Annotated in this window: 14 protein-coding genes, 2 tRNA genes and 1 pseudogene; 10 read left to right on the top strand and 7 right to left on the bottom strand. The window is 64.6% G+C overall.

Annotated features, from left to right (window positions below):
• The first annotated feature begins 18 nt into the window (after positions 1–18).
• From gyrA to LQV16_RS08800, 5 genes are all read left to right on the top strand, one after another.
• Positions 19–2757 carry a DNA gyrase subunit A gene (gene gyrA, locus LQV16_RS08820; RefSeq protein ID WP_229993514.1) on the top strand — a complete coding sequence of 913 codons (2739 nt, stop codon included), beginning with the start codon at positions 19–21 and terminating at the stop codon, positions 2755–2757.
• Entirely contained in the window at positions 2754–3389 is a 636-nt protein-coding gene (locus tag LQV16_RS08815; protein WP_229993513.1) for a DUF3566 domain-containing protein, read from the top strand. The genes gyrA and LQV16_RS08815 overlap by 4 nt, the downstream gene beginning before the upstream one ends.
• Positions 3390–3487: 98 nt before the next feature.
• Positions 3488–3561 (top strand) — tRNA-Ile (locus LQV16_RS08810).
• A gap of 69 nt (positions 3562–3630) precedes the next feature.
• On the top strand, positions 3631–3747 hold the full coding sequence (locus LQV16_RS08805; protein ID WP_216699097.1) for a DLW-39 family protein: 117 nt from the start codon (positions 3631–3633) through the stop codon (positions 3745–3747).
• Between the two features lie 72 nt (positions 3748–3819).
• Positions 3820–3895: transfer RNA gene (locus tag LQV16_RS08800), tRNA-Ala, on the top strand.
• A gap of 60 nt (positions 3896–3955) precedes the next feature.
• Here the strand turns inward: LQV16_RS08800 and LQV16_RS08795 are convergent.
• Entirely contained in the window at positions 3956–4324 is a 369-nt protein-coding gene (locus tag LQV16_RS08795; RefSeq protein ID WP_229993512.1) for a cupin domain-containing protein, read from the bottom strand.
• Between the two features lie 132 nt (positions 4325–4456).
• On the opposite strand from LQV16_RS08795, the gene LQV16_RS08790 reads away from it, so the two are divergent.
• Positions 4457–5401 carry a DMT family transporter gene (locus tag LQV16_RS08790; RefSeq protein ID WP_229993511.1) on the top strand — a complete coding sequence of 315 codons (945 nt, stop codon included), beginning with the start codon at positions 4457–4459 and terminating at the stop codon, positions 5399–5401.
• 44 nt (positions 5402–5445) lie between these two features.
• Here the strand turns inward: LQV16_RS08790 and LQV16_RS08785 are convergent, their stop codons facing one another.
• Together LQV16_RS08785 and LQV16_RS08780 are read right to left on the bottom strand one after the other, a co-directional pair.
• Positions 5446–6318 carry a glycosyltransferase family 2 protein gene (locus LQV16_RS08785; protein WP_229993510.1) on the bottom strand — a complete coding sequence of 291 codons (873 nt, stop codon included), beginning with the start codon at positions 6316–6318 and terminating at the stop codon, positions 5446–5448.
• A 153-nt stretch (positions 6319–6471) separates the two neighbouring features.
• A complete protein-coding gene (locus LQV16_RS08780; RefSeq protein ID WP_229993509.1) occupies positions 6472–7470 on the bottom strand; it encodes a hypothetical protein in 999 nt (332 codons plus the stop codon).
• 155 nt (positions 7471–7625) lie between these two features.
• On the opposite strand from LQV16_RS08780, the gene LQV16_RS08775 reads away from it, so the two are divergent.
• Positions 7626–8171 carry a peptidylprolyl isomerase gene (locus tag LQV16_RS08775; protein ID WP_229993508.1) on the top strand — a complete coding sequence of 182 codons (546 nt, stop codon included), beginning with the start codon at positions 7626–7628 and terminating at the stop codon, positions 8169–8171.
• 9 nt (positions 8172–8180) lie between these two features.
• Entirely contained in the window at positions 8181–9050 is an 870-nt protein-coding gene (locus LQV16_RS08770) for a rhomboid family intramembrane serine protease (protein WP_229993507.1), read from the top strand.
• A 1151-nt stretch (positions 9051–10201) separates the two neighbouring features.
• Here the strand turns inward: LQV16_RS08770 and LQV16_RS08765 are convergent.
• Both LQV16_RS08765 and LQV16_RS08760 read right to left on the bottom strand, forming a co-directional pair.
• Positions 10202–10807 (bottom strand): DNA-3-methyladenine glycosylase I, encoded by a 606-nt coding sequence (locus LQV16_RS08765; RefSeq protein WP_290369353.1) that lies wholly within the window; start codon positions 10805–10807, stop codon positions 10202–10204.
• A gap of 103 nt (positions 10808–10910) precedes the next feature.
• Positions 10911–11165, bottom strand: a complete 255-nt coding sequence (locus LQV16_RS08760) for a cell division protein CrgA (protein WP_091560774.1) — start codon at positions 11163–11165, stop codon at positions 10911–10913.
• Between the two features lie 156 nt (positions 11166–11321).
• On the opposite strand from LQV16_RS08760, the pseudogene LQV16_RS08755 reads away from it, so the two are divergent.
• Positions 11322–11753, top strand: a pseudogene (locus LQV16_RS08755) (sortase); the annotation flags it as partial.
• 170 nt (positions 11754–11923) lie between these two features.
• A complete protein-coding gene (locus tag LQV16_RS08750; protein ID WP_229993506.1) occupies positions 11924–12565 on the top strand; it encodes a gamma-glutamyl-gamma-aminobutyrate hydrolase family protein in 642 nt (213 codons plus the stop codon).
• Between the two features lie 108 nt (positions 12566–12673).
• Here LQV16_RS08750 and pknB read toward each other — a convergent pair whose 3' ends face one another.
• Positions 12674–14650: a Stk1 family PASTA domain-containing Ser/Thr kinase gene (gene pknB, locus LQV16_RS08745; RefSeq protein WP_229993505.1), complete on the bottom strand. Its 1977-nt coding sequence runs from the start codon at positions 14648–14650 to the stop codon at positions 12674–12676.
• Between the two features lie 6 nt (positions 14651–14656).
• The coding region (locus tag LQV16_RS08740; RefSeq protein WP_229993504.1) for a PASTA domain-containing protein at positions 14657–15142 on the bottom strand (486 nt) is incomplete at its 5' end.

Genomic DNA, 15142 nt, shown 5'->3' with positions numbered 1-15142 from the left:
AAACGGAAAATATAGACTATGAGTGACGAAACACCCGAGGTGCCGGCCGGCTCCGAGCCCGTCCTTGAAGGCGCCATCCTCGACGGCGACGTACTGACTGACCGGGTCGAGCAGGTGGACCTGCAGACCGAAATGCAGCGCTCCTACCTCGACTACGCCATGGCCGTGATCGTGGGCCGCGCGCTGCCGGACGTCCGCGACGGCCTCAAGCCCGTCCACCGCCGCGTGCTCTACGCGATGTTCGACGGCGGCTACCGCCCGGACCGCTCCTTCAACAAGTGTGCCCGCGTGGTGGGAGAGGTCATGGGCCAGTACCACCCGCACGGCGACACCGCGATCTACGATGCCCTGGTCCGCCTGATCCAGGACTGGACCATGCGCTACCCGCTGGCGCTCGGCCAGGGTAACTTCGGCTCGCCCGGCAACGACGGCGCGGCCGCCCCGCGGTACACCGAAACCAAGATGGCGCCGCTCGCCATGGAGATGGTCCGGGACATCGACGAGGAAACAGTCGACTTCCAGGACAACTACGACGGCAAGAACCAGGAGCCGACCATCTTGCCGGCCCGGTTCCCGAACCTGTTGGTCAATGGCTCCTCGGGCATCGCCGTCGGCATGGCCACCAACATCCCGCCGCACAACCTCCGCGAAGTCGCCGACGGCGTTCAGTGGTACCTCGCGAACCCGACCGCCAGCCGGGAGGAACTGCTCGAAGAGCTCCTGGTGCGCATCAAGGGACCGGACTTCCCGACCGGCGCCACCATCCTCGGCCACAAGGGCATCGAGGATGCCTACCGCACCGGCCGCGGTTCCATCACCATGCGTGCGGTGGTCAGCGTCGAGGAACTCCAGGGCCGCACGTGCCTGGTGGTCACCGAGCTGCCGTACCAGGCCAACCCGGACAACCTGGCCATCAAGATCGCCGAACTGGTCAGGGACGGCAAAATCTCCGGCATCGCCGACCTCCGCGATGAGACCTCGGGCCGCACCGGTCAGCGCCTGGTGATTGTGCTTAAGCGCGACGCCGTGGCCAAGGTGGTGCTGAACAACCTCTACAAGCACACCCAGCTGCAGGACAACTTCGCCGCCAACATGCTCGCCATCGTTGACGGTGTGCCGCGCACGCTCAGCCTCGATGCGTTCATCCGCCACTGGGTCACCCACCAGATGGACGTCATCGCCCGGCGCACGCGCTACCGCCTGCGCAAGGCCGAGGAAGAAGCGCACATCCTCCGCGCCCTGCTCAAAGCGCTGGACATGCTCGACGAGGTCATCGCCCTCATCCGCGCCTCCAACACCACTGAGGCTGCACGCGACGGGCTGATGGAACTGCTCGACATCGACGAGCTGCAGGCCCGGGCCATCCTGGACATGCAGCTGCGCCGGCTTGCGGCGCTGGAACGCCAGAGGATCCAGGACCGCCATGCCGAGCTTGAGGCCCTGATCGCCGAGTACAACTCGATCCTGGCCTCTGAAGCGCGCCAGCGCGAGATCATCAGCACGGAACTGGCCGAAATCGTGGCGAAGCACGGCGATGACCGCCGCACCAAGGTGCTGATGGGCTTCGACGGCGACATGTCGATGGAGGACCTGATCCCTGAAGAGGAGATGGTGGTCACCATCACCCGCGGCGGGTACGTCAAGCGCACCCGCAGCGACAACTACCGCTCCCAGCAGCGCGGCGGCAAGGGCATCAAGGGCGCCCAGCTGCGCGGGGACGACGTCGTGGAGCACTTCTTCGTCACCACCACGCACCACTGGCTGCTCTTCTTCACCAACCTCGGACGCGTCTACCGGGCCAAGGCCTACGAGCTCGCCGAAGCCGGACGTGACGCCAAGGGCCAGCACGTGGCCAACCTGCTGGCCTTCCAGCCGGATGAGCACATCGCCCAGGTGCTGGACCTTCGGGACTACCAGCACGCCCCGTACCTGGTGCTCGCCACCAAGCGCGGCCTGGTCAAGAAAACCCGGCTGGAGGACTACGACACCAACCGGTCCGCCGGCGTGATCGCCATCAACCTGCGCGACGGCGACGAGCTCGTCTCGGCCCAGCTGGTCTCCGAGACCGATGACCTCATGTTGGTCTCCCGCAAGGGCCAGTCCGTCCGGTTCACGGCGACGGACGATGCACTGCGCCCGATGGGCCGCGCCACCTCCGGCGTGACCGGCATGAAGTTCCGGGAGGACGACGAACTGCTGGCGGCCGACGTCGTTCAGGACGGATCGTACGTCTTCATTGTCACCGAAGGCGGCTTCGCCAAGCGGACCGCGGTGGAGGAATACCGGCTCCAGGGCCGCGGCGGGCTCGGCATCAAGGTCGGCAAGTACCAGGAGGAGCGCGGGCACCTTGTCGGCGCCCTCATTGTCCAGGAAGAGGATGAAGTCCTGGTGGTCATGGAGGGCGGCAAGGTGGTCCGCTCCTCGGTCACCGGCGTGCCCGCCAAGGGCCGCGACACCATGGGCGTTATTTTTGCCAAGCCGGACAAGAACGACCGCATCATCGCCGTTGCACGCAACACCGAACGCGGGCTGGAAAGCGACGATTCGACCGAAGGTCAAGACGACAGCGAATATGCAGGCGGGGATGCCGGCGGGGACGCCGAAAATCGGGCTTCCACGCCGGATGACGTAACGTTGGCTGAAGATGGCGGATTGCATGAGGAGTCCGCAGCGGCAGAATCAGTACCGGCCCCGGAGTCAGATGAGTCATCAGGCAATGCCGAGCTGGACGAAGAAAACACCGGAGGTAACGAGTGAGTAATTCGGACTCATATCCCAACCCGAGCAGCGGCGTGCCTGGCGGAGTGCGGCAGCCCACCGCCGCGCCGCGCGTAAGCGGCGCTCCCTCGCGTCCGCAGCAGCGCCCGGGCGTGTCCGGCGCAGCCGCAGGAACGGGACAGCGTCCCCCCGCACCCGGCCAGCGCCCCACGGTCCCCGGCCAGCGCCCCGCAGTCCCGGGCCAGCGGGCCGCCCAGTCCGGCGGGCAGGGCACCGCCGGGCTGATCAAGCCGGCTCCGAAGGCCAAGGTGCGCCGTGCCAGGCTGCTGGTCAGCAAGGTAGACCCTTGGTCCGTGCTGAAAATGGCCTTCCTGCTCTCCGTGGCGCTGGGAATCGTCACGGTCGTGGCGGCGATCGTGCTCTGGACCGTTTTGGACCTTACCGGGATCTTTGACCAGGTGGACAGCCTGCTCGGGACCCTGGCCGGTTCTGAGGGTGGCGGCTTTGAATTGAAGAAGGTGGCGTCCCTGGGGCAGGTGGCGTCGTTCGCGACCATCATCGCCGTGATCAACGTGGTGCTGCTGACAGCCCTGTCGATGCTTTCGGCGGTGCTGTACAACATTGCGGCGACGCTCGTGGGCGGCATTGGCGTGACCCTCACGGACGACTAATTCCCGTACTTTTCCGCGGAATCCCGCGGGAAAGGGCCTCGATTTGAGATCGGGCCGGGATGTGCTGTACAGTCATATCTCGGCCCGATGAGGCATCGGGGCGTATAGCTCAGGCGGTTAGAGCGCTTCGCTGATAACGAAGAGGTCCCAGGTTCAAGTCCTGGTACGCCCACGGAACCAGTACTGGTTCTGGCAGAGGTTAGTGAAGGTTCGTCGATGACTGAACCGGAACGGGGAGCATGTGAAGAAGTTGCTGGTTATCGCAGCCACGGTCGCAGGCGTCCTCCTCTACAGGAAAGTGCAGGAATCCGAAGCCCGGAAAGTGATCTGGAGCAATTCAACCGATACGGTTGACTAGCCCGGAGCCTGGGAGTGGAAGCTGGAAATCAGCTGTCCGGACCTAAGGTATGATTGACGGGTTGCTTCTTATGGGGGCATGGCGCAATTGGTAGCGCACCTGCTTTGCAAGCAGGGGGTTCGGGGTTCGAGTCCCCGTGCCTCCACCATAGAATGAGCCCCGGACCGCGGAAACGCGGCCCGGGGCTTTTTTCATGCCCGTGCCTCACTCACTCCTTCGGCTTGGCGTAGTCCGCCATCCCCTGCCAGTCGATAAACACGTAGGGCTCGTCGCCGAGTACCCAGGCGTCGTGACCCGGCGGAATGACGCCGAAGTCGCCGGGCCCGAATTCGAGTTCTTCGCCGTCATCCATGACGACTTTGATGCGGCCGGAAATCGTGTAGCCGGTATGGCTGGCCATGCAGCTGTCCGTTTTGGCGATCGGCTTGACGTGATCTGACCATTTCCAGCCTGGGAGGAAAGTGGCCCGTCCAACCGGGCCGGAGTCCAGATTGACGAGATCCACCCTGCCCATGCCTTCGGCAACAGGACGTGTTTCTTCGGGATTGTCCAGGCTCTTGCGGATCATTGACGCCATGATGGTCTCCTTCTTCGATGATGGCGAGACCGAGATGTGAGACCGCGGTTTAAGGTTGGCACCGCGGTATGCACCGGTCAAGGAGTAGCGGCTGTAAAGGGCCACCACGGTCCGTCCCATTAGTGTTGGAGCGTGAACTTCTTACTTGCAGCCGTAGGGGTGCTGGGTGTGGCGTCGTCCGGGCCGCTTATTGCAGCCACACTGGGCGCCACGTCGGTTAGTGCCCTCGCCATTGCTTTCTGGCGCAACGCCATTGGAGCGGTCGTGATGGCCGGTCCGGTTGTGGTCCGCAACCCCCGTCAGTTCAGCCACGTGACCGGAGCCGAGTTCCGCTGGTCGCTCGCCGCTGCCGTGGCCCTGGCCCTGCACTTCGCATGCTTCATCACCTCCCTGCAGTTGACGTCGGTCGCGGCGGCGACGGCACTGGTGTGCCTTCAGTCAGGCTGGATCGCGATCTTCCAACTCTTCCGGGGAGTCCGGTTCCGCTGGCCGGTCCTGGTAGGGCTGGGGCTCGCCTTCGGCGGTGTAGTGACGATTACCGGCTTTGATATGGGCACCTCGCCCGAGGCGCTCGTGGGCGATCTCCTGGCCGTGGCCGGCGGCGCCCTGGCGGGCGTCTACACGCTCGCCGGAGGCAAGGCCCGGCAGAGCATGGGCACCGGCGTCTACACGACCCTGTGCTACGGCATGTGCGCCGCGATTGTGGCGGGGATGGCGCTGGTGGCCGGAGCGCCGCTGGCAGGGTTCGAAGCCACCGGCTGGCTGGGGATCCTCGCCATCACCGTGTGCGCACAGCTGGTGGGGCACACCGCGTTCAACTATCTGCTGGCGACCATGAGCCCGCTGCTGGTGTCCATGATCATTTTGCTGGAAATCCCGGGAGCGGCGCTTTTGGCTGCGGCGTTCCTGGGCGAGACGCTCCCGGCCGGGACCTATGCCGGACTGGTGATGATCCTGGTGGGGCTCGCCGTCGTGGTCCTGGGGCAGCGCGGCTCACGCTCCACCCGGGGCGCTGCTGAGGGGCGCGCTGCGGAGGGCCCCGGCGCAGAGCGGCTGGCGGAGCTTGGCACCGACTAGGAGCCGGCGGGGCCGCTCTGAGCGGCCGCGCCTGTTCGCCGGGCCTATTGGCCGCCGCGGCGGGCTGGCTGGGCCACGTTGACCGTGTGAATGGCGCGGAGCAATTTCGCGGGGAAATACACCGAGAAGAAGACCACCATGGGTGCCTTCAATGCCATCTTCTTGACGTTGTGGGCCTTGTAGGTGCGGTCAAAGCGCGTCACGTAGTAGCGGTAATCCCGCGGCGAGTCCTCCAGCCGCCGCGCCGACATACCCGAGATCATCTGCGGCCAGTACTGGATCCGGAGTTCGTGGTCGGCCAGATGCAGCGAAAGATCGATGTCCTCGTGCATCTCGTCCCGCTCGTCGCGGCACGCCTCTGCACGGATGGTTTCCCAAGCCGAGCGACGCAGTGCCATGTTGGAGCCGAAGAGGAAGTGATACTGGTGCTTAGCAAGCCTGAGCATTAGCTGACGCATTTTGTCGTCTGCCTTGAGCCCAAACCGGCGCATGGGCATGTCGTAATAGACCACCGGACCGGTCGCAGCGTGCACCGACTCGTCAGCGAAGGCTTTCTGCACCTGCTCCACCCAGTCCGGTTCCAGCACGGAATCGGCGTCGATCCGGCCCAGGATGTCACCGGTGGCGTGGTCAAGACCGAAATTGCGTGTGGGGATGAGCCCCTGATCGCGGTCCTGGCTGAGCAGGATGATGGGACTCTCCGGATACTCCAGCTGCATCTGCCGCACGATCTCTGCCGTGCGGTCCTTGGACAGGTTGTCCACCACAATGATTTCGTGGGCAGGCACCGACTGGTATACCGCGGCGATCAGACACTGCCGGATGACGCTTTCCTCGTTGTACGCCGGAATCACAATAGATACAGCCGGTGGCGGAGCAATGAGCAAAGCATCCTGGGGTGATCTATGGGGTGACATCACCACAAATTTAGCATCTAGCCTGCCGTTTGAAGGCGGAGCGCGACGCGCCTCCCCAGTCCGAGCAAACCCTGCCGCGGGAAACACGCCGTGTGAAACAAAAGGAGGGATCCCGCCGTAGCGGAATCCCTCCTTGGGAGAATACAGCCGGAGCTACTTATTCGGCTTGTCTGCCCCGTTGTTCAGGTTGGACGCGATGTTGCGGACGGCCGTCTTGGCATCGGTGGCAACCTTGGCGGCAGTCTTCGCGGTGTCGTCGGCAACGTCCTTGGCCGCTTCTGTCGCTTTGTCCGCCGCGGCAGCTACGGAACCGGATGCCTCGGTGGAAGCCTCGGCCGCAGAGTCCGCTGCCGCAACAGCCGCGGAGCCGGCCTTGTCGGCGGTGTCCTTCAGCGCTTCGCCGGCAGGAGCGGCCGTCGGGGCAGGCGTTACCGGCGTCGGCACCTTCCAGGGGTCCTCCACCGGCCTGGAAGCCCTCCAGGCGGCGACACCGGCGGCAGCTGCGGCAGCGATGATGCCGAAAATCAGCAGGCCGCGGTGCTTGGGCTTCTGCTGCTTGGCGAGCTTGGCATTGGCTGTCTTGCTGACTTCGGTGGCGGCCGCCTTGATGTTCTTTCCTGCAGTCTTCGCGTGATTCTTCGCATGTCCCTTGGCAGTCTGGGCCTGTGCCTGGACGCCGTGGACCACGCCGGAATCAACAAGCTTCTGTGCGACGGCGTCCACGTGGGCCGGAGCGTTTTCCAGCGTGCGGTGGACGGCCACGGAAGCCTGTCCGATCTGGTCCGAAAGCCTGGGAAGGTACTCGACAACCACCCGGTCGCGTGCGTTGAGGATCACCGGTGAGGCCTTGTCCACAGCCTCGTGCAGGCGCGGGGTCGCGCTTTCCGCGGCGTCGTGGATTTTCGGTGCAAGCTGGGCCAGGCCATCCTGAAGGCGAGGGGTGACAGTGGCAACGCTACCGGCCAGATTGTGGGCCGCTGACTTGAGCCCCTCCTGGATTTTGGGAGAGGCGGTATCCAGCCCATACTGCAGGCGGGGAACAGCCCAGTTCACGGCAGCCTCAACCCGCGGAGCCGCCCAATCCTTGGCGCTGTCTACTCCGGTGCTGACTGACTGCTCCAGGTCACGGGCAATACGATCCGTTTTCTTCACAACTACCTCCCGATTAATGTGACGGTTCTGCTGTTAGCCTACGTGTCTAGGAACGCACCGGCTATTCTTCAGACCGATTTCCAGTGGATTTCACCCAGCGCGGAACTGACTGTGCGGCCCTATGGGGGCGGAGCCGTCATGGAAGAATAGGCGCTATGACTGCCAACGCAACCGCAAAAGCCACTATCCACACGAGCCTCGGCGACATCGTCGTCAACCTCTATGGCAACCACGCGCCGAAGACTGTCGACAACTTCGTCGGGCTGGCCACCGGTGAGAAGGCCTGGACCCACCCGGAAACGGGCGAGGACAAGACCGGCACGCCGCTCTACAACGGCACCATCTTCCACCGCATCATCAAGGACTTCATGATCCAGGCCGGCGACCCCCTGGGCCGCGGCACCGGTGGACCGGGCTACAAGTTCGACGATGAAATCCACCCGGAACTGACTTTCAACGAGCCGTACAAGCTGGCCATGGCCAACGCCGGTGTCCAGATGGGGCGCGGCACCAACGGTTCGCAGTTCTTCATCACCACCATCCCCACCGGCTGGCTGCAGGGCAAGCACAGCATCTTCGGTGAAGTCGCCGATGAGGATTCCAAGAAGGTCGTCGACGCGATCGAAGGCGTCCGCACCGGCATGGGCGACCGCCCCGTCGAGGATGTCACCATCAACAGCATTGACATCGAAAAGCTCTAACCCCACACCATGAGCTACGGAGTTCCGGCGGCAGAGCCGTCCGCAGAGGTCCCGGTATGCCCCAGGCACCCGGACAGGCCTGCCTATGTGCGCTGCCAGCGGTGCGGGCGCCCTGCGTGCCCCGACTGCCAGCGGGCGGCCGCCGTCGGATTCCAATGTGTTGACTGTGTCAACGAAACCAAACGCACGACGCCGACAGTCAGGACCGTCTACGGCGGTGCCGTGACCGCCGGCAAACCCGTGGTCACTTTCGTGATCATCGGGCTGTGCGCCCTTGTCTATGCCCTGCAGTGGATGGTTCCCAACGACGGGATCTACCAGCAACTTGCCTACGCGCCCGCCCTGACTGATGTTGAACCATGGCGGCTGCTCACCTCGGCGTTCCTGCACTCGCAGGGATTCCTGCTCCACATCGTCCTGAACATGTATACGCTGTGGATTTTCGGCCAGATCCTTGAACCGCTGCTGGGCCACGCCCGCTTCCTGGCCATCTACCTGCTCTCGGCCGTCGGCGGATCCGTCGGCTTTCTCCTGCTGACCCCGGTGTATCCCGTGAACGGCCCCGTGGGACTCGTGGGCGCCTCCGGCGCCATCTTCGGCCTGTTCGGCGCGCTGCTGGTGGTCCAGCGTCAACGCGGCGGAGAAGTCCGCCAACTCTTGGTCCTGATCGCCATCAACGGGGTCATCGGTTTCATGGTGCCCCAGATCGCGTGGCAGGCCCATCTCGGCGGCCTCGTCACCGGCGCCCTGAGCGCCGCAGTCATTGCCTATACCCCGCGCGGCCCCCGGCAGACCCTGCTGCAGGCCATCGGCCTTGGCGGGGTCCTTGCCTTGGTGATCGTCGCGTCCGTCGTCCGGATGGCCGGCGCCGGCGCCTAGCCCGCTCCAGCCCATGTTCCCGGCCGCATGTTGCGGCCCGGTTTTGCTGTCCGCAGTGCCCTCCGGTCCTTTCGGTCCCCCTCCCCGCTGCCCAGAGGTGGGGACTTTCCGTGCGCAAACTCCGGCCGAGCCCCAACCTCTGAATTCAGAGGTGCGGCCTCGAAAGTTTTCCACAAGGGTTATCCACATTGTTAATAACTTACAAGCGTGTAGTTCAACGTGGCGACCCGGATCTGACCGCCTGAGCTGGCGATTTTCCGGCGCAGAGGCGCTGCGTCCTGCCTGATCTCCACACCTGTGGATAACTTCTGTGGGTTGCCCTGTGCGTAAGTGGACAACTTTGATCGCTGGCCCGACGCTTCTGCCAGCCGGCACCATTGCCTGCAGTGCCTCCCTGCACCGCGACGGTTTCCAGGCGCCGGCCCCCTCCAGGCCATGCCACGCCGTCACCGGCTCTCCACTGCATCTGTACGCGGCATTCCAGGTCGCGCCAGCTCTGACGCGGGGCCGATCGCGCTCTCTGTGATGCGGCCACTGCCGCGCTGTCTCTGTCCGCTGCCTCCAGGTGTCGCCGCCGCAGGCGGATGAGCCGCGACACAGCGACACAGCGCCACAGTCCGCCCGGTGCGGAGGCAGGGACCCGGGCACAGCGGCGGTGTGTTTCAACAGGGTTATTCACAGTGTTAATAACTTGATGGTCTGAGTTTCCGTGGGAACTAACCCGGCTCATGGCCCCGCAGCAGGGGTTGCGGGGCCGGGGCGCGGGCTGTTATCCCCAGCTGTGGATAACTTGTGGGTAGTGGGGTGTTATTAAGTGGATAACTCATCTGGTGCCCTGCCTGTCCGGCCAGGCGACTTCATTTCGGGACTGGCCATGCCCACTAAGGGTGCAGCAGTGCCGTCCACGGTCTGATGGGGTCTGACTGATGGGCCTGCCGTACTTGTCCACAGACAATCCACACTGTTAATAACTTACAAGGCTGTAATTCGCGTCCGCCCGGGGATCCCGTCATCGGCCTTGGACCCGGCAGTGGCCTTTAAACTGGGCCGAAACGCGCCATTAGCCCGGGAACTTATAAACAGTGTGGATAAGTTTCCCCAGACTTGTGCACAGCTGTGGATAAGGTTGGGGCAGGGTGTCGCCCGACTGGTCAGTGCGGCCAGACGCCCGAAGTTCCGCGCCGGTGGCTGTCCAGCAGATGGGTGTCCACCATTCCGGTAGCCTCCATGAGCGCGAACATGGTGGTGGGCCCGACGAAGGCGAAGCCCTTCTTGCGCAGCGCCTTCGAGAGCGCGATGGACTCGGCCGAGGTGGTGGGGACCTGGTCGAGGGAGCTGGGCCGGGGTGTGGCCACCGGCTGGAACCCCCATACGAAGTCAACCAGGCCGCCGTCGTCCCTCAACGCCAGAGTAGCCCGGGCATTGGTGATGGTTGCCTGGATCTTCAGCCGGTTCCGGACGATCCCGGCGTCGAGCATGAGACGCTCCACATCGGTGTCCGTGAAGAGGGCCACCAGTTCCGGGTCGAAGTCCTTGAATGCCGCGCGGAAGGCGGGCCGCTTGCGCAGAATCGTGGCCCAGGACAGCCCCGCCTGGAACCCCTCGAGGCTGATTCGTTCGTAGAGGCCCTGCTCATCCCGGACGGGCATGCCCCACTCGTTGTCGTAGTACTCGCGCAGCATGGGATCCACGGATGCCCACGCCGGCCGCGCCAGTCCGTCGTCGCCTATGGTTGAGCCGCTCACTGCCGGAGTCATCTGGGTTCCTTCGCTGGGCCGGGAATTAGGGCCGGGGATTAACGACGACGGCCGGCACACTGTGTGTACCGGCCCGTCAGGGATGTGCGCCGCGCGGGCCTGTTCAGGAACGCCAGCGCGTGGTCATTAGGAAGCCGATGATCGCGATTCCGAATCCGGCGACAATGTTCCACGACGCCCATGACTGCACCGGGAAGGCGCCCTCGGTGATGTAGAACGTGATGATCCACAGCAGGCCAATGATCATCAGGCCAAACATGACCGGCTTGAACCAGACCGGATTGGGCTTGTAGGCCTCCGCAGCAGAAGTCTGCGGGGCCACACGGGCAGTCCTTTTACGCGGCTTCGACTCGGGCACTGATCCTCCTTGGCGGGCTGGAACAAGAGCGGCAATGTGGCTTTATATCCTGCAGGACAGGAGCCCCCGCCGGCCAACGCGCTCTTGGTCAAGTTTGAATTCTTTTTGCTCGCACAATTCTAGCTGTAGTTCCGGCCACACCGTGGACCCCGCAACCGCCCCATCGGTCAGGCAACCACGACGGCGGTGTTGGACACTATGGGCATCGGGCACCATCAGGGCACGGCCATGCCAGGGGCTGCGGGAAACTTCGCCGTGGCCGGACACCGGCAGGCTCACGACGCGGTCCTGGACCATGTCGACGCCTTAGTGCCCGGGGACTGGATCTACGTCCAGACCCGCGAGGGCTACTATGTCTACGTGTTCCGGAACAGCCAGACAGGCCTCCCCTCACGGACCGATGAGCCGGTGCCGACGCGGCCGGGCGCCGCGCCGACGGAGAGCTATCTGACCCCGACGAGCTGCAATCCGCGGTTTGGCTCCCAGGAACGCTTTGTGGCCTACACGCTGCTTGAAAGGTGGCAACCTGTTTCCGCAGAGCCGCCGGCTGAAATTATCCAGGCGGCCCGCGCGGCCAGGGAAGGCTGACGGATTTATGGCTGGTTTTTCCGCCACCTTCCCGGTCCCTTGTGGCTCAGGATTGCGACTGCGCTGGTGCTGGCGGCCGGAGCACTGGTATTGATGGTTCAGTTCCTTTTTCCTTGGCTGGCGCAATTCACCCAGTTAACAGATTCAACGATTGGTTCAGCAAAGCACCCATGAGTACAACCAAGATCCTGGTCGTAGACAACTACGACAGCTTTGTCTACACCCTGGTCGGCTATCTCCAGGAACTCGGTGCCGAGACCACCGTGGTCCGCAACGACGACGTCACGCTCGCCGAGGCGATCGAAATGGCCGAGGCACGGGACGGTGTCCTCATCTCTCCCGGACCGGGGAATCCCGCCGGGGCCGGCGTCTGCATTGAGCTGATCAAATGGTGCGGCAGCCATGACAAGCCCATGCTGGGTGTGTGCCTGGGCCACCAGGCGCTGGCGGAGGCCTACGGCGGAACCGTAACTCACGCTCCCGAACTGATGCACGGCAAGACTTCCCTCGTCGAACATCACGGAACCAGCGTGTTTGCCGGGCTGCCCTCCCCGCTCACGGCCACCCGCTACCACTCTCTGGCCGCCGTCCGCGCGAGCATCCCGGAAGTCCTGGAGATCACCGCGGAAACGGGCACCGGTGTTGTGATGGGCCTGCAGCACCGCACCGCCCCGCTGTGCGGTGTCCAGTTCCACCCGGAATCTGTCCTGACCGAAGGCGGCTACCAGATGCTGGGCAACTGGCTCGAGTCGCTGGGCATGGCCGGCGCCGCTGAGCGGGCAGCGGAACTCAGCCCGCTTATCAAGCACTGACTCTTTAGGTACAGCATGCTCCTGCCCTGACCTTGCACGCACTGCATGCGCGAGCTCTGCACGCGCCGGCTCGGCGGTAGCTGGCCCTTACCCGCTGTCCCGCCCGGCCTAGGGGAACAGTCCGTCCAGGACCGCGCCCTCCTTTGTCGTGGTTTTGGTGGGCGTTGGCGTGGGCGTGGGCGTCGGTGAGGGGGGCGGCGCTGGCGCCTTGGCCACGGTCACGGTGATGGTCTTACCCTGTTCCACGAGCGAATCCGCGGCATCGGCCTGGCCTGTCACCTTGCCCGGGGCCACCTGGGAATTCTCCACTTCGGTGACGTTGAGCTTCAGACCCTGCTCCGTCATTTTCGCCTCCGCCTCCGCCAGCGGCAGCCCGATCAGCTGGGGCACAGCAACCTTCCCGGTGGAGACGACGATTTCGACGGTGTCCGCGACGGCCACAATTTGTCCCGGGGCCGGGTTGGTGGTGATGACAATGCCGACAGGGACCGTGGGGTGGTTGGACATCTTGGTGGTGAGGGACCCGGTCAGTCCCTTTTGGTGCAGGAGATCGCGGGCCGCCGCCTCCGTCCGGCCCGGGAGGTCGGTGGGGATGGTGACCGCGCTGGGGCCTTCGGAAATATTGAGGATGATGTCCGAGTTGGCGTCCATGGAACTTCCCGACGTCGGCACCGTGCCAATGGCTGCGCCCTTGGGGATGCTCTCGTGCTGCAGCCGTTGGAGCTGTGGCTTGAAGCCGGCGTTGTACAGCCTTTGCAGGGCCTCTGATTCCGTCAGGGACGTCACCGTGGGAACCAGAACCTTGGTTGCCTGCGGCGGGGCCTGGTTCATGAGGTTGTAGAGCCACAGACCGCCCCCGGCCAATACCAGCATCGTGAGGACCACCAGGGTCGCGATCCACGTGCGGCGGCGCGACTTCTGGCGCGGCGTGTGCTCGCGTTCGACCGGCAGCACCAGGGGCAGGCTGCCGGTGTCGTCCGTGTCATAAAGTTCGGTGTCTGCGGGCTGCAGCAACTGCTCGTCGTCGGGCGTTTCTTCAGCGGGCCGCAGCCGGCCGCCCGGGGAATCGTCAAGGAACTTGGCCCCGGTCAGCGTGAACGCTGCCGTAGGCGCCAGGGGGTCATGCCGGGGAACGGCGTTGGTGGGGTCCGTGGGGGCTTCACTGGCGGCCGGTGCTGCCACCGGAACGCCGCTGCGCGCGGCCCGCAGGGCACGGCGGAAGGCGGCCGCGTCCTGGAACCGGTCCGCGCGGTTCTTTTGCAAGGCCTTCATCAACACGCTGTCCAGCGCAGCGGAGACCTCGGGGTTGAGGCTGCTGGCGGGCTCCGGGATCTCACGCACGTGCTGGTAGGCCACGGAGACTGGGCTGTCGCCGATGAACGGCGGCCGGCCGGCCAGCATCTCATAGAGAAGGCATCCTGCGGAGTAGAGATCGCTCCGTGCATCGACGGTTTCGCCCCGTGCCTGTTCGGGGGACAGGTACTGGGCGGTCCCCACGACTGCCTGGGTCTGCGTCATGGTGGCCGAGGAGTCCGCCATGGCCCGGGCGATCCCGAAGTCCATGACCTTGACGCTGTTCGAATCCGGGCAAAACATCACGTTGGCGGGTTTGATGTCGCGGTGCACGATTCCGGCCTTGTGACTGTAATCGAGCGCGGACAGCACGCCCAGCGTGAAGTCGATCGCCTGATCGATGGTGACGTCCTTGGCCCGCACCAGATCGCGGATCGTCTTGCCGGAAACGAATTCCATCACGATGTAGGGCACACGGACGCTGTCGTCGTGGTCACCGGGGACCGCGTGGTCCCCGGTGTCGAAGACAGCCACAATCGAAGGGTGGTTGAGTGCCGCGACAGCCTGGGCCTCGCGCTTGAACCGGGCCTGGAACTGGGGGTCCCTGGCCAGGTCAGGGCGAAGCAGCTTGACGGCCACTGTACGTCCCAGCCGGGTATCGACGCCGCGGAAAACATCCGCCATGCCGCCACGGCCGATCAGCTCACCCAGCTCATAGCGCCCGCTGAGGACGCGCTGCGTGTTCGCCGGGCGTTCCTCCCTGTGCGACGGAGTGCGGGGTGTATTGCTCATGATTCTTTAGGGTCCGGACTTGGTAGGTGAAGGTGTTGTGGCGGTGGCTTCGGCGAGGTGATAGGTCACAACGCTGCCGGCGGGCACCTTGGACCCGGAAGGAGGCTCCGAGCTCACGAAGGTTCCGGGATCTTCGTTCTTGTTCGTGGGACTGACGTCGGCTCCCTTGGCCCAGCGCAGCCCGGCGTCCTGGATGGCCTGCTGGACCTTGGCCTCGCTTGAGCCTGCCTTGATGGACGGGACGGAAACCATTTCCGGTCCCTTGGAGTAGCTGACGGTGATGGTGGTGCCGGGCTGAACCGGACCGGAAGGGTCAATGTTGGTGACGGTGCCAGGTGTCGCGTCGTTGACCACCTCGACGCCGGTGACTTGCAGCCCCTGGCCGATCAGCTCGTTGCGGACATCGTTGAAGGGCCTCCCCAAATAGGCATCCGGGATCAGGTTGACCGCTGCCGGGGTGGACTCGGTCGGTGTCGCGGAGCTGGGCGTGGG

Source organism: Arthrobacter sp. Bi26 (assembly GCF_918697925.1).
Lineage (GTDB): Bacteria > Actinomycetota > Actinomycetes > Actinomycetales > Micrococcaceae > Arthrobacter.
The sequence above is the reverse complement of the archived record's forward strand: the minus strand, read 5'-3'. Positions and strand labels throughout refer to the sequence as shown.